The following is a 20,044-nucleotide window of genomic DNA, read 5'->3' as shown; positions in this document are numbered from 1 at the left end:
TTTAACTTCTAATGTCTACACCTTTGACCTATACACCTTTCGCATTTGCGCATAATCCACAAAAAGAGAACCAGCTCTTACGCCGGTTCTCTTCACACTTAGTCCAGATCAATTTTAAATACGACAGGTACATTGCTCTGCACACCCATAGTGGTAAGCGTTAAAGCATTTTCATCTCGCTCCCAATTTGGCTGCTCCTCATATCCCAGAATCTGAACCTGCTCAACTATTCCATGAAAATGCGGAGATCCTTCTTTCAACGATTGGATGTGCACGATCCCGTTATCCGGGTACACCATTACCGTCGCATACAGACTACTGCCTTTTACCGTAAATCGTATATCTTCACTTGTAAAAACCTTCGTATCTCCGTCAGTGAACTGACCTTCCTTCACCTCTGTAGGCCCTTCACCATACGTACGCCAGTACGTGGTCTCGTAGATCGCCTCTCCGTTCACTTCCAGCCACTTCCCGATACGTAGCAGAATATTGCGATCCTCGTCTGGAATCGTTCCGTCTGCACGTGGCCCGATGTTGAGCAGTAGACTTCCATTTTTACTGACGATATCCACAAGATCCCGAATAATCTCTTCTGCCGTTTTGTACTGATTATTTTCCGTATAACACCAGGAATTTCTCGCAACTGCGGTATCCGTCTGCCAAAAATAAGGCTTAAGCTCAGCGAATTGTCCACGCTCTACATCAGGAACCGCTGCACCAAACATAAACGCATCATGCTTGTAATTGATGGCAACGGGAATGCCCCATTCCTCGCCTTTGTTATAATAATACGCTGCGAACTTTTTCAGATAGGGCTTGAACGCCACCGTGTGAATCCACCAGTCAAAATAGAACACCCTCGGTTGATACTCATCTACCAGTTCACAGCATCGAATGAGCCAATCTTCCAGAAATTCGTCCGAAGGCGGTGAACCGTACAGGTCTTGAAAATCGGGCGGCTCCGGCATGGCGGGCCAGTAGAAATCCCCGCACTGCAACGGTTCCTTGATATCGGAATCGAATTCTTTGCCATGAGACATGAAGAACCAGTGCTCGGCATGGTGGGACGACACACAGAAGGTTAACCCTTGCTTCTCATAGGCGACTTTCATCTCACCTAACACATCACGTTTAGGGCCCATTTCATATGTGTTATAGTGAGAGATAGAACTTTTATACATCTGAAAACCGTCATGATGCTCGGCAACCGGCATAACATATTTTGCACCTGCTTGTTTAAATAGAGTCGCCCATTCGTCTGCATCAAAGTTCTCTGCCTTAAACATCGGGATGAAATCCTTATATCCAAACTCCTTATGGTCTCCATATACCTTAAGGTGGTGTTCATAAGCCTTGGACCCTTGAATGTACATATTACGGGAGTACCATTCACTATCATAAGCCGGAACCGAATACACGCCCCAATGGATGAAAATGCCGAATTTTGCTTTTGGATACCACTCGGGAACGACGATTTCACGAAGCGAAGTCCAGTTGTCCTTGAATTTTCCGTTAGCAATACTGGTATCGATATGTCGCAAATATTCATGTTTGTTCATGTGTTATCCCCATCCTTTCCTGGTTGACTACATTTGTATTGTAGTGTGGCAGGATTCCGATGCACATGCAGAACATTAACGTTTAGATGGACGATAATAACCTTCAGGGAGATATGCTCATGGATCATCAAACACTGCTGACCAACTATTTGTCGAATCTGGAAGTGGATCTGTTTATGGTGAATTACAACCGTTGCGGCCCGGATTGGAGAGATCTGGACTACACACCGGACTATAGCAAATTGTATTGGATTTGCGAGGGAGAAGGCTGGCTGCGAATCGGGGATCAGGAATATTACCCCAAACCAGGACAGCTTTTTTTGATGCCGGAAGGAATAAAACAATCCTATTCAGTAATCAGTGACAAACCTTTTCTCAAATACTGGTGTCATTTTTCCGCCAAAGTCGGGGGAATCAATCTATTTCAGATTCTCAAATTCCCACACGTTGTTGACGTGAATCAGCCCGAACGATTTCAGGACATCTTTGGCAGTGTGTTAACCTATGCGAATTCCAATGAAATTTACGCCCGCATGATGGCCAAGAGTAAACTGACAGAATTGCTTTCCTATTACATCATGAACTTGGATGTGAACCAGATTACCTACTTGAACGTGCCCGTGGTTGAAAAATTATCCACCTTGCTCACCTATATTGATACTCATATCGAAGAGAACATGTCCGTTCAAGATTTGGCTAAGATGCTGCATATGCATCCGAATTATTTCATTCGTTTTTTCAAACAGCAAGTAGGAATGCCCCCCATTCATTATCTCACCAGCCGAAAAATAGATAAAGCCAAAGAGATGCTTCACTGCACCTCTCTAACGATGACTCAAATCGCGGACAATCTCGGATTCAGCGATTCGTATTACTTTTCCAGACAGTTCAAGAAACACACCGGATTGAATCCCACTGAATATCGCAAGCAAACGACGGTGGTCAACTGAATTGCAAAAGATAGTTCAGCTCCGAAAAAACATCCCCACAAATTTCATTTTTGGATTAAAATGGATGTGTGGTTCATTCTTGCAGAAGGGAGGTTTGTATATGACGAAGAAAACGCTCCTGCTCCTTGCTGCCCTGTTTGTTGTCTCCTCATTCGCTGCTTTTGCTTCGGCGGCACCGACAGACAATGGATATAGCGTGTTATCTGATCGACAAACGGGAACCGTTAAACCGAGATAACGATTGATCGTTCCATGCTGAACATCTGGACATACATAACTGATGCAATTCCTAATGTGCAAAAGATTATACAAAAACAACCTCCTGCTTTCTGTTCAGGAGGTTGTTCGTTCGCGTTACTTTGCAATGTGTACCATACGCTATGTGTTATGAGCTATGCGTTATTCGTTACTGCCAATCTCTTTTTCTGAGATAAGACTCAAATACAAATGTTCCAAAAGGAAGCAGCCCGGCCAATAGCCCCATAATCCAAAGTGATATCTTCCACTTTTTGACCAAACCTACATGTACCAGTGCAATGAGATATAGAGGAAATAAAATACCATGAATCATCCCCAGTATGGCTACAGCTGAAGAAATATCTGCAAAATATTTGAGTGGCATTGCAATAAATACGAGTAGTAGAAGGGATACCCCCTCCCAAATACCTGCAATTCTGAAGCGACCTGTGACCGTGTTCATTCCGTATGCTCTCACCTTTCCGCTAAATTGTTTGTGAAATATGTAACTTATAACATGGCGCTTTACAACGCTGTATTCGATTCTCACACAACGTATGTAAGCTCCTTCTCCGTATTATAAAACATGCATCCGAATCAGATTTACTTTAAATTTGAATAATTATTGAATAGAATCGAATCAATATCATCCGTTTTGCTTCGCTCAAGTCGTAGCTCGTTCAATCAAACGGTATGCCAGTGATGTCGCCTTATGTTCCTCGTTCCCCAGCACTCTCCACAAATGATAAAAAGCCTGTTTCGCTTGCTCCGCAATTGGATTATGAATGGTTGTCAGCTCAAGCACACGTGACAATTCAATATCATCAAATCCAACAATAGCCAGCTGATCTGGAACCTGTATGTTCTGTCTGCGCGCTTCACTCATGATGCCTATTGCAGCATAGTCGTTGGAACACAGCACCGCTTGCGGTAGCTCTCCTCCGTTGGCCATACGTCGTAAGGCCGTTTCTCCGTCTGATGAAGTAAATACGGAATACTGATATGCTTCACGCCACACGGGAAGTCCTTGGCTCGTCATGAATGTCTCATATGCTTCGCGGCGGCTTTTCGTATTCAGACTATTACTGCGGCCAAACACATTCGCAATACGTGTGTAGCCTTTCGATACCAAATGTTCCAGCGCCAGTCTATACCCTTGTGCCTGATCCATTGCAATCGAAGGAATCTCGTCGTTCCCCATGCGTTGCCAGGACACCATCGGTCCATATTGCAGATATGTTTTCAATTCCCCCGGATCATTCACACAAGTCACGATTAACAAACCATCCACACGTTTACTCCGCAAATCCTCGAATGCCTGTAGCTCAATTTGTTTATCACTGCGCGACATATATACAATCGTCTGGAATCCGTAGTCCATCGCTGTATCCATAAATTGGTTAATGAAGGTCAAACTCAGTTCATCAATCATCGCAGTGACAATCCCGATCTGTTTCGTCTGCCCTGTAGACAGAGAAACTGCATTCCGGTTAGGTATGTAGTCCAGCTCATTCATAATTTCTGTAATAATGCGTCTTGCTTCATGACTGACGTGTGGTGAACGGTTAATGACCCGGGATACCGTAGCCCTCGAATAACCGGAACGTTTCATAATTTCATCAAATTTGGACATCCCGATGCTCCTTTCCTGCGAATAAACGCCAAATATAGTATGCCTCATCTGCTCTGTAAAAGTAAAACTTGACGTGTAACCCGTTACAACGTGTAAGCTTTTTTTGAGAGAAAATACTAATGTGAACGCAGCACGTTCACCATGAATTCAATGAATGGAGCGATCTATATGAGTAAATCTTCGAATCATACGTATTCATTTCCTGAAAACTTTCTGTGGGGCGGTGCCATTGCGGCGAACCAGGCTGAAGGTGCATACAATCTAGGCGGCAAAGGTTTGTCCACTCAAGACGTTGCTCCCCGGGGTGTCATGGGTTCGATTACGGAAGAGCCAACGGACGACAATATGAAACTGATCGGTATCGACATGTACCACCGTTATAAGGAAGACGTGAAGCTGTTTGCCGAGATGGGTTTCAAAGTGTTCCGTACTTCTATCGCATGGTCTCGCATTTTCCCTAAAGGGGACGAGCTTGAGCCGAATGAAGAAGGTCTGCAATTTTATGATAATCTGTTTGATGAATGCCGCAAGTACGGTATTGAACCGTTGGTCACATTATCCCATTATGAGACACCTCTGCACCTTGCCAAAGAATATGATGGCTGGGTTAACCGTAAAATGATCGGCTTCTATGAGCGCTATGCAACAACTGTTTTCAATCGATATAAAAATAAAGTCAAGTACTGGCTTACCTTCAACGAGATCAACTCTATTCTTGAATTCCCGTTCATGAGTGGTGGGATCTACACACCCAAAGAAAAGCTAAGCAAGCAAGATCTGTATCAAGCGATCCACCACGAACTGGTGGCAAGTGCATCTGCTGTGAAGCTGTGCCATGAGATCATCCCTGATGCTCAGATCGGATGTATGATTTTAAGTATGCCGACATATCCACTAACTCCGAACCCCGATGATGTCATCAAGGTGATGGAGTACGAACATAGCAACTATTTCTTCGGTGATATGCATGTGCGTGGACGTTACCCTGGATACATGAAACGTTACTTCCGTGAAAAGGGCATTGAAATTCATATGGAAGAAGGCGATCAGGAGATGTTGCTTAACACCGTTGATTTCATCTCTTTCAGCTATTACATGAGCACTTGTCAGACAGCCGATCCTGCCAAACAAGTGGCTGGTGAAGGAAATCTGATCGGAGGAATCCCTAACCCGTATTTGCCTGCAAGTGAGTGGGGCTGGCAGATTGATCCACAAGGACTGCGCTATGTGTTGAATATGTTCTATGATCGTTACCAGAAACCGCTGTTTATCGTGGAAAATGGTCTTGGTGCAGTCGACGAGTTAATCACGGGTCCGGATGGCGAGAAAACAGTGAATGATGATTATCGAATCCAGTATTTGAATGACCATCTCGTTCAAGTCGGTGAAGCATTGGAAGATGGCGTAGACATTATGGGATACACTTCTTGGGGTTGTATTGATGTCGTGAGCGCCTCCACTGCGCAACTGAAAAAACGTTACGGTTTCATCTATGTAGACCGTCACGATGATGGTTCAGGTACGCTCGAGCGTTATCGTAAGAAATCCTTCCATTGGTACAAAGATGTTATTGCCAGCAACGGGAATAGCCTGAAGCGTTAAGCTCCAAGATTTAAACTTCAGGGCATAAACTTCAAGGCGTAAATTTCAGGTTTTAACTTCAAAACGTAAACTAGTTAAACCCTTCTTTCGGCAGCATGATGTCAGCAAAGCCATAGCATCCAAGCTTGGCATGCTGACTGTTCTGCCGAGGAGGGTCTATTTTTCATATCGCGCTACTCCACATTAATCTCCTTGATCATTCTTGCGGGATTCCCGCCTACAATCATATTACCCTGCACATCTTTCGTAACTACCGCTCCCGATGCAATAACCACGTTATCACCGATGGTAACTCCTGGATTAATAATTGCTCTACCGCCAATCCATACATTGTTACCAATGGTTACAGGTTTACCGAATTCCGCTCCGGTGCTGCGCTCATGTGGGTTAAGCGGATGAGTTGCTGTATAGATATGTACATCTGGTCCCAACAAACAGTTCTCTCCGATTCGGACTTCGCATACATCCAGAATCGTACAGTTAAAATTGGCATAAAAATGATTGCCTACGTGGATGTTATATCCATAATCGACATGGATATTCGGTTCCATGCTTAGATGCTCACCTGTCGATCCAAATAGTTCCTTTAACAGCTTTTGGCGTGTCTGTTGTTCGATCTCCGTCGTTTGATTAAATAGACGTGTCATCTTCCGTGCAATCTCTCTGTCTCGGGATAACTCGGCATCATTAGCCATATACAGTTCCCCGTCCATCATCTTCTGTTTCTCTGATTTGATCGTCATGTAAATCTCCTTTGTAAGATCATATATGTGAAGTCTTTGGAAGTAAGTAGCGACGTTTAGCTAAGCTCGGCTACTTATGCTTATACTTTTTAAAACTATTTTAATTATATGAGTTCATGATCAAAAATCAAGCCTCTTTTGTATTTTCAGCCTACGGACTCAGTCTATAAATGACGAAAAAACCTCTGTACTTCCGCAAAAATGCTGGAAACACAGAGGTTCTATTTGAGTTGCAATTATGAATCATTGTATCCTCATGCGATCGCATGAGCATGTTTTTCTTTCATACTAATTGCGAGAACGGCAGTACCAAGTCCAACACATACAAGGATAGAGCCGACCCATCCGGTGTTCATAATGGAAGAGTGATCAATAACCAGACCGCCGATATACGTTCCCAGTGCGATCCCCGCATGGGCTATACCTGAGTTCGTGCTGATCAGAATTTCAGATGTCTCAGGCGAAGTCTTAATAATCAGACTATTTTGTACGGGTGTAACCGTCCAGCTTAGAGCACCCCAGATACTTAACAGTAGCAGAAAAGCAATCAAAGGCAGTCCCGTGCTGAGAGGAATCACAGCCACACTGATCATGAACGGGACTAACACGATGATAATGGCTTTAGCAGGATGAAGCCGATCGGATAACATGCCCCCCATGCCTCCGCCTGCTACAGCAGCGAGTCCAAACATCATATAGATTAACGTGATTGCTGTTGAACTCGCACCGATGGTTTCCTGTAGAAACGGGGTGAAATAAGCATATAACGTTAAATGCCCAGCCAGTACGAGCAATGTAGTAGTGTGAATCGCCAGCATCTTCGGATTCCATAGTGCCTTCAGTTGGTTCTTCAAACTCACGGCAGGAGCAGGTTGTACACGATCCATCGCAAGGCCAATCGCCACCATGACTAGCACGGTAAGAACCGCAATCAGCATAAATACTTCACGCCATCCAAGCGCATTACCAATAAAGATGCCAATCGGTACGCCGAGAATCAGAGATGCACTTCCTCCCATCGTTATCGTACCCACCGCACGTCCTTTATACTCAGGTTTCACGATACGTGAGGCTAGTGTCAATGATAATACAAAAATAAGCGAACCTGTTGCGGCTCCAAGCATACGCCCTGCCATTAACATATAAAAGTTCACACTAAACGCTGAGATCAGATTACTGATCAGAAATACAAATAACGTAACCATGTATACCTTTTTACGCTCAAATCGGGCTGTCATATTGAGTAGTATGGGTGCGGATACCGCATAGACCAATGAAAAGATTGAAATTAAATAACCAGCTTTCGCCAGAGACAGATGGAGATCCGTTGCAATCAAATCCAATATGCCTCCCAATATCAGTTCAACCGTTCCGACCACAAAGGCTGCAATGGCTAAAACATATACCTTTTTGTTCATATCATAAAATCCCCCTAACAAGTTACAACTACGATAGTAACCTAATGAAATAAAAAGTTCAATGGATATTTTTAATTTTTTTTCAGATTGTTTTTCATCTTATTTACAAAAAGATAAAAAAAACAAAAAGACTATTCTTCGAAAGAATAGTCTTCTAATAGATCAATCTCGTAAGCAAACGTTCAATTTCTTCGTCCTGCAACAGTTGCTCCCCGTATTTTTTGGTGATCTGTGTCAGAGCCACATCGTGATAGAAATAATCCGTCATCGCTTTAACAATCGGTTTGGACATGGTCTTGATCGCTTTCCACGATTCATTTTCCAATCCGGCGAACAGCAGATAGGCATGATCTACAATAAGCAATTGTGATGGCTCTGGCGCATCAAGTAACGGAATAAGTGAGTATTTGCGGGTTAGCGAACTTTCCAGACCACCAACCGCGAGCACTTCTACATACACACCCTGTCTCTCCTTCTGCTCCAGCAAACCACGGTATCTCTCCAACCGCTCATTCCAGGCCAGAAAAAGAATCGATGAATCTGCCTCTTCAATCAGCTGTTCTATGTTTGAAGCAATGGATGACTCATCCTTTAATGTCCAAATATGCTCATCCGTGAACGTACGCTTGATTTTATATTGTTTCAAGGTTTCTATATCTTTGTCGAAATCAAGCTTGATTTTGTGAATCACCGTTTGCAGATCCACCGCCATGTACAGTTTTTTCTTGCCATCCATCGTTGTCAGCACGATGCCTTTATCGATCATTCGATTAAGCACTTCATAAATTTTAGCCTTGGGTACATTCGAGGCGCTTACAATCGTCGTCGCATCCAGCGGTTCATCCTGCGCAAGTATAGCTTCATAGACCTGACTTTCATATTGAGTAAAACCGAATTTTTGCAACATGTTTTGTCCAGAACGTCCCTTCGTTCTTAAGTGTGTAAAAGAATAGTTCAACTTGTATCCAGTTTAGAGACAAGTTCAGCACCTGTCCAGTTTCATGGTGTCTGTTCAAATAAAATGAGTTAAGCCTGGTTATATTAAGCTTGAATTACCCATTCCCTGTTTTGGAAAGGAGCATGAATCCGAATGGAAAGTACACAAGAATTCGTGAAAAAGGTCAATGAAAATGCCGAGAAAGCACGTCATAACAAAAACAATGGTAAAGGTACGCCCGGTGATAAATTGCCGAACAAACAACACTCCACGAACAAATAAGTCCACGATTAATATGCTTCGTCTAAATTTTTAACCAAGTATAACAGCCTCAAAGCAGACAAAATATGGTGCCTTCTCTTATCGAGGCACTGTTTTTTTATTAGATCTCATATTTTCAGCCCTAGCAATATCGATTTCACACTTTATCACTAGATCATATTATTATATATTTCGAATTTCATTGTTCTCCAGCTTTGTTGTTCTATTGCTGAAACTTATTATACAATGAAACGTAATATTTACCTGTTGATTTCCGAGAAAATATGGATTAATTCTGATAACAAATGAGGGAGTTCATGAAAAAACAATTTATGGTTCTTGGTCTTGGACGATTTGGTTCAAGTTTGACACGCACTCTAATTAAAAACGGACATGAAGTGCTTGCCGTTGACAAGAATGAAACTCTGGTACAAGAAATCTCGTCGATAGCAACTCACGTGGTACAGGCTGATTGTACGGACAAGTCAGTCCTTCAAGAGCTTGGAGCAAGTAACTTTTCACATGCTATTGTAGCCATTGGTGAAGATCTTCAAGCCAGCATATTAGCTACACTCTTACTTAAAGAGCTTAATGTTCCCAAAGTTACAGCAAAAGCGAAGAACGAAAACCATGGTAGCGTGCTCAGCAAGATTGGCGCTGACCAGATCGTTTACCCGGAACGTGACATGGCAACCAGATTGGGAAATCAACTGAGTTCTGACAACATGATTGATTCGATTGAATTATCTCCTGATTACAATTTGGTTGAATTAAAGGCTCCGGCGAGTATGCATCAGCAAACATTACTGGAGCTCAATATTCGAGCTAATTACGGTTGCACGATCATCGCTATTAAAACGGGGGAGGAGATCAATATCTCTCCCCTTGCAGAGGATCAGATACAGATGGGAGACACGCTTTTGTTGATTGGAAGTAATGATAACATTCGGAGCCTGGAGCGTGATTATGAACGGAGCTAATAACAATAACATAAAATCTTCAGTACTAACCAAACTTGAAAACATTGTTAATATCCTGAAAAATAAGACAAGTCCTCCACAGCTTATTATGATGATTTTCTTTGCACTCATATGGGTAGGTGCTATATTGCTGGCATTACCGATTTCCTCCAAAAGCGGTAACTCTGTAGGTTTGCTTGATGCTTTATTCACAGCTACCTCGGCAATATGTGTTAATGGATTGGTTGTCCTGGATACAGGGAGTGTTTTTTCTACGTTCGGCCAAGTAATCATTATGATACTAATTCAAGTGGGTGGGCTCGGTTTTATGACCTTGGGTGTGATGGTCGCTATCATACTCGGTAAACGAATCGGTTTAAAGCAACGGCTTCTTATTCAACAAGCGGCCAACGCTTCCTCCGCCCAAGGACTTGTGAAACTTTCATTGTATATCGTTCTGATTGCCTTTGCTTTTGAAGCACTTGCCACCTTGATTTTAACCTTACGCTGGCAAAGTGAATTAGGGCTGGGTCAAGGTTTCTATTATGCGTTGTTCCATTCAGTATCTTCATTCAATAATGCAGGGTTCTCTTTGTGGCCGGATAGTCTATCTCCGTTTGTCGGTGACCCGATCGTTAATATAACAGTTATCCTCCTCTTTATCATGGGAGGGTTGGGTTACATGGTCGTAGTCGATATTTTCCGTAAACGATCTTGGCGTAAGCTATCATTACATTCCAAAATTGTTTTGGTGGGTAGCTCCTCGTTATATGTCATAGGTTTCATTATTATTTTTTTGCTAGAGAACTGGAACCCTGCCACATTCTCCAACTTATCATGGGGTGAACGTGTCTGGGCTGCTTTATTTCAAGGCACTGCACCTCGAAGCTCTGGATTTAATACCATTGATATCGGGAGCATGCTTGCAACTTCTCAGTTCTTTATCATCATCCTCATGTTTATCGGCGCGTCCTCTGGCGGGACCGGTGGAGGAATCAAAATCAACACCTTCGTCGTTCTTGTATTAGCAACGATTCAAACCTTTCGAGGTGGTGGACAAGTTCATGCCTTTGAGCGGCGAATTGCAGGAGAAACTGTAATGAGGGCTCTCGCGGTTGTTATGAGTTCGTTAGCATTTGTATTAGGTATTTCGATACTGTTATCCATCACGGAGGGAATACTAGAAAATCACTTCCTAGATGTTCTGTTTGAAGCAACCTCTGCCTTTAGTACGACTGGGCTTTCAATGGGATTAACCAGTGAATTAAGCGTGCCAGGTAAACTGATCGTGATCTTCACCATGTTTGCAGGTCGATTGGGGCCATTAACGCTTGCATTTGCTTTGGCACAGAAAAAACATAAGTCCAAAATCGGTTATGCCGAAGACCATGTACTCATTGGTTAAGGTAATGAAAAGGTCTTACCCCGCCAGCATGAACTCTGTTATTGAGCAGAATTTATGCTGGCGTTTGAATATATACGCATGTGTGAAGCTATGTGTATGTTCTTAAACCTATGTATGATTATAGTGTATCACCATGCATAGTTTATTAGTGCTTGCCCCAGAATTATCGTAACCATGCGGCTGATCCGCTTTGAAACAAATCGAATCTCCCTGTCTTAACTTGTATTCTTCTTCGCCTACTCTGATCGTAAGCTCCCCTTCATACATCGTGATGAATTCCTCAGCTCCGTCAATATGCGGTTCAGCAGTCAACGATGCCTGTTCATCCATCTCCATCATGTACATTTCAAACCGGCGCCCCTCTTCCAAAGAAAAATGAGGATAGATTCGGATTCTTCCCTCATCTTCTCGCATGACTTTGATGTCTTCCCTCATGAGAACGGTTGTATCCGACTTCGCTTCATGAATTAATTCACTGAATGAAATTTTTAACCCGTTTGCAATTTTCCAAACCGTTGCAATCGAAGGATTAGACTCCCCGCGTTCAATCTGACCCAGCATCGTCTTGCTAATGCCCGACAGATCTGCGACCTTGTCCAGACTAAGTTTTCTTTGCTCTCTGATTTGCTTCAAGTTGTGAGCCAAAACCAAATTAATATTTTCCATCCAAAATACACCTCTCTCCTCGCGCCCTCTTGTGCACTATATAGCACATATTGTACAATTAAAACATACATACGTTATAACGACCATATAGTTCATTATAACATACAATATATACCCACAAGGAGAGCATATGGATATTTTATCTTTAGTAACGTACGCAATGATTTCTTCTTTTACACCCGGTCCCAACAATATCATCTCCATGACCCGTGCGAGGGAGCATGGATTCAGAAGCACGTTTCCTTTTATTCGTGGAGTCGCTGCCGGATGCCTTCTGATCATGATGTTATCCAGTTATTTCAACCTTGCTCTATATCAATACATTCCGGCCATCACCCCGTTCCTCAATGTATTCGGATGTATCTACATGCTCTATCTGGCTTTCAAAATCATGAGGAGCACATCTTCCAAGAGTGAGCCAGAGCACAATTCGAAAAAGACCCGTTATTCATTTTGGTTCGGATTCAGCCTTCAACTTATTAATCCGAAGGTTATTCTATACGCGCTTACAGCTTTATCCGTGTTTGTCCTGCCCCACGCGCAGTCACATCATCAACTCTTAGGGTATTCGTTACTGCTCACCCTGATTGGAATAAGTGCGAATCTGACATGGGCATTGGGTGGACGTTTATTTCAACGGTTCCTGTTAAAATATGAACGCCCTTTTAATATCGTTATGGGTCTTTTATTGATCTGGACCGCGGTTTCGTTGATCACATAAAACTAAAACAAAAGCGTCCACTCATCTAATGAGCGAACGCTAGCTTTGTTTAAAAACGTTACTCCTGATTTCTTTTCCACCATGACCGAGTAGCATGAGCTACATTACTCAACATAACCGTCTCGCCTATGACCGGTGTAATGACAGATACATTCAAGGCCCGTGCGGCACGAGTTACCCGTTCAGCTGGTTCGTTCCAGGCATGATAGGCGAGGGTGAATGCCCCCCAATGAATCGGAATCAATACATTTCCGCCCACATCCAGATGGGCTTGTACCGTTTCTTCAGGCATCATATGGATGTTGGACCAGCGTTCGTCATATTGTCCGCATTCCATCAAGGTCAGATCAAACGGTCCATACTTGCTTCCAATCTCCTTGAAGTGTGGACCGTAACCGCTGTCTCCACTGAAAAACACTTTCGTTTCCCGCCCAACAATAACCCATGAGCACCATAACGTGGAGTCCCGATCAAATAATCCTCTGCCTGAGAAGTGACGAGCAGGTGCACAAGCGAATGTTAAACCCTTGAAGAAGAATTCATCACCCCATTGATGCTCCGTAATCTGGCCAGCTGGCACTCCCCATTTGATTAGGCGTTTGCGTACACCAAGAGGAACGATAAAACGATTGGTCTTGCTTTTTAATTTTCGAATAGAAGAAGCATCAAGGTGATCATAATGATCATGAGAGATCACAATCGCATCCAAAGTAGGAAAGTTTTCAGGCTGCATAGGCAGATCCTTGCGGAAACGTTTCGTTCCAACCCACGACACGGGTGACGGCCTGTCACCCAACATGGGGTCAAAGAGTAGTCTGTGACCTTCGATTTCGAGCAGAAAAGCCGAATGTCCAAACCATGTCACCTGTGAATGTTCAGACACCCCCTCTGTTGTAGCAGGTTGATAGTGTTCCATAGGTATATTCCCTGACGGCCTCCGTTCTACATGTCTGCGCATGGAATCTCTCAATATACTTGTGAGTGACTTGATGCTCATTCCGGCGGTCGTTGGAATCTGATTTTCGTATTTCGTCATATTTCACCCTTCTGTTCTCCATACTCCATGGCTAGTCTTGTGGAGAAATGCTAATCTTACTTCATCTTAATTCAACGCTTGCCGATATTCAATTTTGTATGAACCAGAGGAACTACGATGCCGTTAAGCTAGAATTAAGATACTGTTTCCACTCGTATAAGACTGGGCTTATATGATATAGAAAAAACAAGAGAGAGTGTGAGCTACCATGAGCAAAAAATGGCGTAAAAGACTTGTTAAATTTCTGATATTCGACCTGTCACTGATTATTATTCTATTAAGTACCGGATTGATCTATCAGCAGATCAGTTCTTCACAAGATGAAAAAACATTTACATCTCCGGGTAAACTGTATGAAGTACATGGAGATAAAATGCACCTGTATACAGGGGGAGATGGCGATGTGACCGTCGTTCTTGCTTCAGGTTGGGGAACAGCTGATCCTTATGTAGACTATTATCCTTTATATGAAAAGCTTGCCCCTAATACGAAATTCGCTGTATACGACCGCTTCGGCTATGGATACAGTGACAGAACCGATAAGAAACGGGATGTAGACACGGTAGCGGATGAATTGCATGAACTGCTACAGGTTTCCGGCCAAAAACCACCTTACGTGCTCGTTGCTCACTCCCTTGGTTCATTGGAGACCCTTCGATTCGCACAGAAGTATCCTGACTTGGTAAAAGGTATTGTGATGATCGACGGTGGCAATCCTGAATTCTACGCAACGGGTCAGGATAACCTGGCAGATACGATTGGTGGTTTCGCGAACCAATTCCGTATCAAAACCGGACTTTTCCGGCTAAGTATGCAAGTCCCGGCTGTCGTTGATGCCTCTAATACCAATCGCAATGAATTAAAACTGGTACCAGAAGATTTGAGAAAAGTAGATAAAACGGCGCTACTTCTGAACTATGGCAATGCTAACACGATTGATGAGTTACGTGAAACGCAACGGAATGCCAAAACGGTGATTGCCAATAAGCATCCCTTATCCGTCCCTCTCACAATTCTGACCGCAGATTACTTTGGTAAACCGGAACCAGATTGGGTGAAAACTCAGAGTGAATTCAAATCATGGTCAACGTTGTCCAAACAAATTACTGTCAAAGATACGGAGCATTACATTCATCAATACCACCCGGACATTGTAGCTGATGAAATCCTTCAGATTGTTAAGAAATAATTAATCCGGGCGGAATAACAGTAATCATCCGAAAAGGTACTTCCGGAAAGTAAACAAGAGAGCGATGTCCCCTTGCATTAGGGAACATCGCTCTTTTCAAATGATTCATTTCATTTTAGTGCATCGGACTCTGTTGTTTGTCAGCCGATCCAACCTTCACTCTTTTTACAAATAAAGCAATAACAAACCCAACGAGGGCCAGAACAAGCGCAAAGACAAACGCATTCTGTACACCTGATGTGAATCCTGCAAGGATATTTTCCGGACTTTGCGGATTCTCAACACTGCTCAGGAACCGCGTCTGTCCAGCACTCAAAATACTTACGGCAACAGCTGTACCGATAGCACCGGATACCTGTTGAAGTGTGTTCATAATCGCCGTACCGTGAGGGTAAAACTCACGAGGCAACTGATTCAATCCGTTCGTCTGTGCAGGCATCATCACCATTGAAATACCAATCATCATGAACACATGTAGCATAATAATCTGGATCAGAGGTGTTGTTGCTTCGATACCTGTGTACAGGAACAAAACAACCGCAACGACTGCCATCCCGATAATAACGAGCCATCTTGGACCAAACTTATCAAACAATCGTCCCATCACCGGAGACAAAAATCCATTCAGCAAACTACCTGGCAATAAAACGAGTCCGGCAGTAAGTGGTGTAACAGCCATTCCCTGCTGTAAATACATCGGCAAGATCAACATGGACGACAGAATCATCATCATACAGATGAAGACTAGAAGCAGTCCCGTCGTAAACATCGGATATCTGAACGCTCTTAGATTCATCACTGGCTCTTTCATACTTAATTGACGGATACTGAACAAGAGCAATGCAACGATACCAATGGCCAACGTGGCAATAACAACCGGGCTGGTCCAGCCTCCGCCAGATTCACCATGTCCACCTGCACTACTGAAGCCATAAACGATGCCACCAAAACCAAGTGTGGACAGAACAATCGACAACACATCAATCTTGGGCTTGGTCAACTTGGAAATGTTCGGCAGGAACAACAACCCACATACCAAGGAGATCAGAAAGAACGGCAAGGAAATCCAGAAAATCCAGTGCCAGCTCAAGTTAGCCAGAATCAGTCCTGAAATACTCGGGCCGCTTGCTGGTGCAAACATAATAACGAGACCAATCAAACCCATCGCCGCTCCACGCTTTTCAATAGGGAAGATCACCAGTATCGTATTAAACATTAACGGGAGCAACAGTGCCGTTCCCACCGCTTGTAACACGCGGGCTACGAGCAAAATTTCGAAGCTGGGTGCCAGTGCAGCAACCAATGTTCCTGCAATCGAGAAAATAAGTGACGTTGTAAACAGCTGTCTGGTCGTAAACCATTGCAATAACAATCCTGAAACTGGTACCAGAACACCCAGGACGAGCAGGTATCCTGTAGTTAACCATTGAATCGTAGTTGGTCCAACCTCAAGCAGACCCATTAGTGGTGTCAAAGCGACATTCAAAGCCGTTTCACCAAACAAACCGATAAACCCGCTCAGTAGCATGGCAAACAAAATCGGAAATACCTTATATTGCTGTGTTTCTTGCTGGTCTTTTGCTGTACCAGCCTTCATGGAAGCCTCCACGATCCCATCCTCCTCAAACATATCCTGCGATTTCTATTTTCTCTTTCTCTTGGTACAACTATTGATGCTGCTGGACATTCTTCGCTACAACTGACAAATAATCCGCAGCCGTCAGCATCGGCTGTTTATCCTGATTGGTCAGCGTAATGATCAAAGCGCCTTCCATCAGAGAAATTACGAGCATTGCCGTCTCACGAGCCTTCTCTTCACTAATACCGTCCAACATGAGATGCCTTGCGATAATATCCTGCCACCCTGCAAATACGTTCTGTGAAGCCGTACGCAGCTGTTGACTAATACAGGAAGTCTCTACAGCAGCCCAGAAGCTGAATGGCAGAAAACCCGTATAACCACAGGCTTCGGCTTCATTCGCTGTTTCATAAATGAATTGCCGAATGCCTTCTGCAGTCGTCTCATGGGCTGCAAAAATTTCCTCGAACCTTTGCAAGATATGGGCATTGGCTGATTGAATGCATTCGAGAGCCAGCTCTTCTTTCCCCTTAGGAAAATAATGATATAACGAACCTTTCGGCGTGTTACTCTCCTTAATGATCTGATTCAGACCGGTCGCATGATACCCTTGTGAAAAAAAAAGTCTCGCTGCTGTGCCAACAATAAGATCTCTGGCATTCGACTTTTCACTCAAAGAAAGCCACTTCCTTCAATAAATTATAACAATCGGTCTATATAATTAAAGTCGCTCGCGGGCAACATGTCAATGCTTTTATTTTAAATTTTACGAAAAAATAACACTTCCCTACTATATAGAGACATAAGTAAAACCGTCAGCCTTATCGACTTGTAATCGAGAATTAGCTGGCGGCTTCACTTCGTGTATTTACGCTTTAGTTAAAATCCCAAGCTTCAACGTTTAACTCATTGTTAATGCTAACAGCGGTTAATGCACCTAACGATGCCGCCGTGATCGCCTGATACAGTTCAGATGCGGCATCTCCAGCACTAAACACACCAGGGACAGATGTTCTTCCTTGTGCATCAACGACGATGGTTCCTGTCTCCGTCATCTCACAACCTATGACTTTGGGCAAATCTGAACCCGTCTGAAGCTTGGGCTGGAAGAAGATGCCCGTACAAGGAATCAATGTTCCATCACTCAGTTCAACTGCGCTTACCATTCCATCCTCCGATCTGATCGATTGAATAGGAGCTTCATAAACCTGCACCCCATGATGTGAAAGATCTTGCTTCTGTTCTGCTTCTAAAGGATTATCATCTTGGATGCACAGCGTAAACTGACTTGTCCAGCCGGAGATTAATTTAGCCATATGTAATGCATGGTTGGCGCTGGTAATGATGACAAGCTCCCGATTCCTGAGTTCCCATCCATCACAGTACGGGCAGACAAATGCGCTTTTTCCGTAGACTTCGGATAAACCTGTAATCTCCAAAGGTAAATCTCTTTTACCAACAGCAAATAAAACCTTTTTCGCGTCATACTGCTTTCCTTCGACTGTTCTAACAACAAACTCACCATGTTGTCCGGTAATCTCCATCACGGTATCAGATGCAAATTGCACGGAAGGATACGCAGCGATCTCTTCTTTTGCAATTCTACGGAATTCCTGCGGACTTACGCCATCTCTGGTTAAAAAGCCGTGTGTCTCTCGGGTAACCCAATTACGAGGTTTTTGATCATCAATCACAAGTACCTGTTTCCGGGCTCTCCCAAGTACCAGCGAAGCGTTAAGTCCAGCAGGCCCTCCCCCCACGATCACGACATCAAATGCATTACGATCTTCATTCATATATAACACCCTTTCCAGACATTTAATATCTCTAATAGTAACAAAAAAAATATTCTCTCTCTTCTGCACACTTGGTACTTAAGAAGCAAAGACATGTGAGATATATAATAGCGTCCCTTCTAACAGATAGTGGAATCCAGACTTTATGTCTCTTGAACAAGACCATTAGAGATATCTTATATCTACAATACAGTTATTATTTCGTATTTGCAATATCTTTGTTTCATTTCTACAATTAAACGATGACAATCTTTTGAAAATACGCGCGTAGCACAGAACGGTTGTTTTAACAATTAAAAAAGTTCTTGTTTTTAAATTGTTCACAATCAAATGACATTATTATAAATACTAGAATGTAATTTAAATCACAACGCGAATTGAATGATATAATGGACACATATTATATTAAGTACAAACAATAGGAAGTGAGTATTTGAAAACATTAAATAATGAATCACAAGCCAATATCAGCCTGGAGTACAGCTCGATTCCAAAAGTATTTTTAGATACGATCAAAATTGGAATCATCAAGTCCAACTTGATCGCCATGTTTGCAGGTTTAAGTTTAGCTTTATATGTATTTGATGCATCTATCGTTGCTAATATTGTTCCGATTTTACTATCATTTCTCGGTTCTTCATTAATCATCGGAGCAGCTGGAGTGTTCAACAATCTGTATGACCGGGACATTGATGCGATTATGGAGCGTACGAAGAAACGTCCTACCGTTACAGGGCGGGTCGATACCAAGTCTGGTCTGATTCTAGGGTTTTCGATTACGTTGATTGGTGCGATTATGCTGTACATCGCATCTCCATCGGCCGCTGTTTTTGGCCTTCTTGGATTGTTCCTGTATGTTATCCCATACACCATGTGGACCAAACGCACAACAATCTACAACACTGAGGTAGGTAGTCTGTCAGGTGCTGTTCCTCCGCTGATTGGATGGGCAGCCATCTCTCCGGAACTTGGACACTTTGAAATTTGGGCACTGGTCGTAACGATGTTACTATGGCAAATGCCCCACTTCTACGGTATCGCTATACGTCGCTTCGATGAATATAAGGCGGCAGGCGTTCCGATGTTACCTGTGGTAAAAGGGATTGGACGTACTTATGTACAAACAAACGTTTATCTGGTATTGTTGTTACTTTCCAGCTTCCTGTTCTGGCCAATGAGCCCGTTTGTTGCCATCGTGGCTTTTCTGGTAAGTCTGGCTTGGCTTATTCTTAGTGTGGCTACGTTTGACAAGAAAGAAACCAAAAAATGGTCACAGCGTATGTTTATTTTTTCCATTAACCATATCACTATCATTTTCTTGGTTATCATTGCATATTCCTTGATTGCTTAAAG

General features: G+C 43.1%; 20 protein-coding genes. 9 read left to right on the top strand and 11 right to left on the bottom strand.

The genetic code is table 11. The features are described from left to right. Positions 1 to 98: 98 nt before the first annotated feature. Positions 99 to 1,559: an alpha-L-fucosidase gene (locus H7T88_RS12060; RefSeq protein ID WP_221788628.1), complete on the bottom strand. Its 1,461-nt coding sequence runs from the start codon at positions 1,557 to 1,559 to the stop codon at positions 99 to 101. Positions 1,560 to 1,678: 119 nt separating this feature from the next. On the opposite strand from H7T88_RS12060, the gene H7T88_RS12055 reads away from it, so the two are divergent. After that, the gene (locus H7T88_RS12055; RefSeq protein ID WP_154889345.1) at positions 1,679 to 2,509 is read left to right on the top strand and encodes an AraC family transcriptional regulator; all 831 of its coding nucleotides are present in this window, start codon (positions 1,679 to 1,681) and stop codon (positions 2,507 to 2,509) included. A gap of 100 nt (positions 2,510 to 2,609) precedes the next feature. Then, the gene (locus H7T88_RS12050) at positions 2,610 to 2,747 is read left to right on the top strand and encodes a hypothetical protein (protein WP_167375824.1); all 138 of its coding nucleotides are present in this window, start codon (positions 2,610 to 2,612) and stop codon (positions 2,745 to 2,747) included. A 168-nt stretch (positions 2,748 to 2,915) separates the two neighbouring features. Here H7T88_RS12050 and H7T88_RS12045 read toward each other — a convergent pair whose 3' ends face one another. Together H7T88_RS12045 and H7T88_RS12040 are read right to left on the bottom strand one after the other, a co-directional pair. Next, positions 2,916 to 3,209, bottom strand: coding sequence for a DUF3817 domain-containing protein (locus H7T88_RS12045; protein ID WP_090924080.1), 294 nt, complete (start codon positions 3,207 to 3,209; stop codon positions 2,916 to 2,918). Positions 3,210 to 3,410: 201 nt separating this feature from the next. Further along, positions 3,411 to 4,379, bottom strand: a complete 969-nt coding sequence (locus H7T88_RS12040; protein WP_154958686.1) for a LacI family DNA-binding transcriptional regulator — start codon at positions 4,377 to 4,379, stop codon at positions 3,411 to 3,413. A 168-nt stretch (positions 4,380 to 4,547) separates the two neighbouring features. Between H7T88_RS12040 and H7T88_RS12035 the strand changes: the two genes are divergently transcribed. Further along, positions 4,548 to 5,981, top strand: coding sequence for a glycoside hydrolase family 1 protein (locus H7T88_RS12035; protein WP_154958687.1), 1,434 nt, complete (start codon positions 4,548 to 4,550; stop codon positions 5,979 to 5,981). A 173-nt stretch (positions 5,982 to 6,154) separates the two neighbouring features. On the opposite strand, the gene H7T88_RS12030 is transcribed toward H7T88_RS12035, so the two are convergent. The 3 genes from H7T88_RS12030 to H7T88_RS12020 form a co-directional block, all read right to left on the bottom strand. Continuing rightward, a complete protein-coding gene (locus tag H7T88_RS12030; protein ID WP_154958688.1) occupies positions 6,155 to 6,724 on the bottom strand; it encodes a sugar O-acetyltransferase in 570 nt (189 codons plus the stop codon). A gap of 254 nt (positions 6,725 to 6,978) precedes the next feature. Next, positions 6,979 to 8,142 carry an MFS transporter gene (locus tag H7T88_RS12025; protein ID WP_221788626.1) on the bottom strand — a complete coding sequence of 388 codons (1,164 nt, stop codon included), beginning with the start codon at positions 8,140 to 8,142 and terminating at the stop codon, positions 6,979 to 6,981. Between the two features lie 154 nt (positions 8,143 to 8,296). Continuing rightward, positions 8,297 to 9,049 carry a TrmB family transcriptional regulator gene (locus H7T88_RS12020; RefSeq protein ID WP_090924049.1) on the bottom strand — a complete coding sequence of 251 codons (753 nt, stop codon included), beginning with the start codon at positions 9,047 to 9,049 and terminating at the stop codon, positions 8,297 to 8,299. Positions 9,050 to 9,232: 183 nt separating this feature from the next. On the opposite strand from H7T88_RS12020, the gene H7T88_RS12015 reads away from it, so the two are divergent. From H7T88_RS12015 to H7T88_RS12005, 3 genes are all read left to right on the top strand, one after another. Continuing rightward, entirely contained in the window at positions 9,233 to 9,361 is a 129-nt protein-coding gene (locus H7T88_RS12015; RefSeq protein ID WP_090924048.1) for a DUF4023 family protein, read from the top strand. Between the two features lie 296 nt (positions 9,362 to 9,657). Then, complete coding sequence (locus H7T88_RS12010; RefSeq protein WP_154889357.1) at positions 9,658 to 10,320, top strand: potassium channel family protein; 663 nt, start codon at positions 9,658 to 9,660, stop codon at positions 10,318 to 10,320. After that, positions 10,307 to 11,704 carry a TrkH family potassium uptake protein gene (locus H7T88_RS12005; protein ID WP_154889359.1) on the top strand — a complete coding sequence of 466 codons (1,398 nt, stop codon included), beginning with the start codon at positions 10,307 to 10,309 and terminating at the stop codon, positions 11,702 to 11,704. Before H7T88_RS12010 ends, H7T88_RS12005 begins: the two co-directional genes overlap by 14 nt. Before the next feature lie 108 nt (positions 11,705 to 11,812). Here the strand turns inward: H7T88_RS12005 and H7T88_RS12000 are convergent, their stop codons facing one another. Further along, positions 11,813 to 12,370: a helix-turn-helix domain-containing protein gene (locus H7T88_RS12000; RefSeq protein ID WP_221788624.1), complete on the bottom strand. Its 558-nt coding sequence runs from the start codon at positions 12,368 to 12,370 to the stop codon at positions 11,813 to 11,815. Between the two features lie 130 nt (positions 12,371 to 12,500). Between H7T88_RS12000 and H7T88_RS11995 the strand changes: the two genes are divergently transcribed. Continuing rightward, positions 12,501 to 13,091 (top strand): LysE family transporter, encoded by a 591-nt coding sequence (locus H7T88_RS11995; protein WP_221788622.1) that lies wholly within the window; start codon positions 12,501 to 12,503, stop codon positions 13,089 to 13,091. Between the two features lie 58 nt (positions 13,092 to 13,149). On the opposite strand, the gene H7T88_RS11990 is transcribed toward H7T88_RS11995, so the two are convergent. Next, positions 13,150 to 14,127, bottom strand: coding sequence for an MBL fold metallo-hydrolase (locus tag H7T88_RS11990; protein ID WP_221788620.1), 978 nt, complete (start codon positions 14,125 to 14,127; stop codon positions 13,150 to 13,152). A gap of 208 nt (positions 14,128 to 14,335) precedes the next feature. Between H7T88_RS11990 and H7T88_RS11985 the strand changes: the two genes are divergently transcribed. Then, on the top strand, positions 14,336 to 15,316 hold the full coding sequence (locus H7T88_RS11985; RefSeq protein ID WP_221788618.1) for an alpha/beta hydrolase: 981 nt from the start codon (positions 14,336 to 14,338) through the stop codon (positions 15,314 to 15,316). Positions 15,317 to 15,431: 115 nt separating this feature from the next. Here the strand turns inward: H7T88_RS11985 and H7T88_RS11980 are convergent, their stop codons facing one another. The 3 genes from H7T88_RS11980 to H7T88_RS11970 form a co-directional block, all read right to left on the bottom strand. Then, positions 15,432 to 16,913, bottom strand: coding sequence for a DHA2 family efflux MFS transporter permease subunit (locus H7T88_RS11980; RefSeq protein ID WP_221788796.1), 1,482 nt, complete (start codon positions 16,911 to 16,913; stop codon positions 15,432 to 15,434). A gap of 70 nt (positions 16,914 to 16,983) precedes the next feature. Further along, entirely contained in the window at positions 16,984 to 17,571 is a 588-nt protein-coding gene (locus H7T88_RS11975) for a TetR/AcrR family transcriptional regulator (RefSeq protein WP_154889367.1), read from the bottom strand. Between the two features lie 199 nt (positions 17,572 to 17,770). Then, positions 17,771 to 18,691: an NAD(P)/FAD-dependent oxidoreductase gene (locus tag H7T88_RS11970; RefSeq protein WP_090924042.1), complete on the bottom strand. Its 921-nt coding sequence runs from the start codon at positions 18,689 to 18,691 to the stop codon at positions 17,771 to 17,773. Between the two features lie 433 nt (positions 18,692 to 19,124). On the opposite strand from H7T88_RS11970, the gene cyoE reads away from it, so the two are divergent. Then, on the top strand, positions 19,125 to 20,042 hold the full coding sequence (cyoE, locus tag H7T88_RS11965; RefSeq protein ID WP_251503345.1) for a heme o synthase: 918 nt from the start codon (positions 19,125 to 19,127) through the stop codon (positions 20,040 to 20,042). Positions 20,043 to 20,044 lie beyond the last annotated feature (2 nt).

The organism is Paenibacillus cucumis (ex Kampfer et al. 2016) (genome assembly GCF_019748695.1).
In the GTDB taxonomy this organism is placed as follows: Bacteria; Bacillota; Bacilli; order Paenibacillales; family Paenibacillaceae; genus Paenibacillus; species Paenibacillus polysaccharolyticus.
Note: the sequence above shows the minus strand (reverse complement) of the source record. Positions and strands in the feature narration are given on the sequence as shown.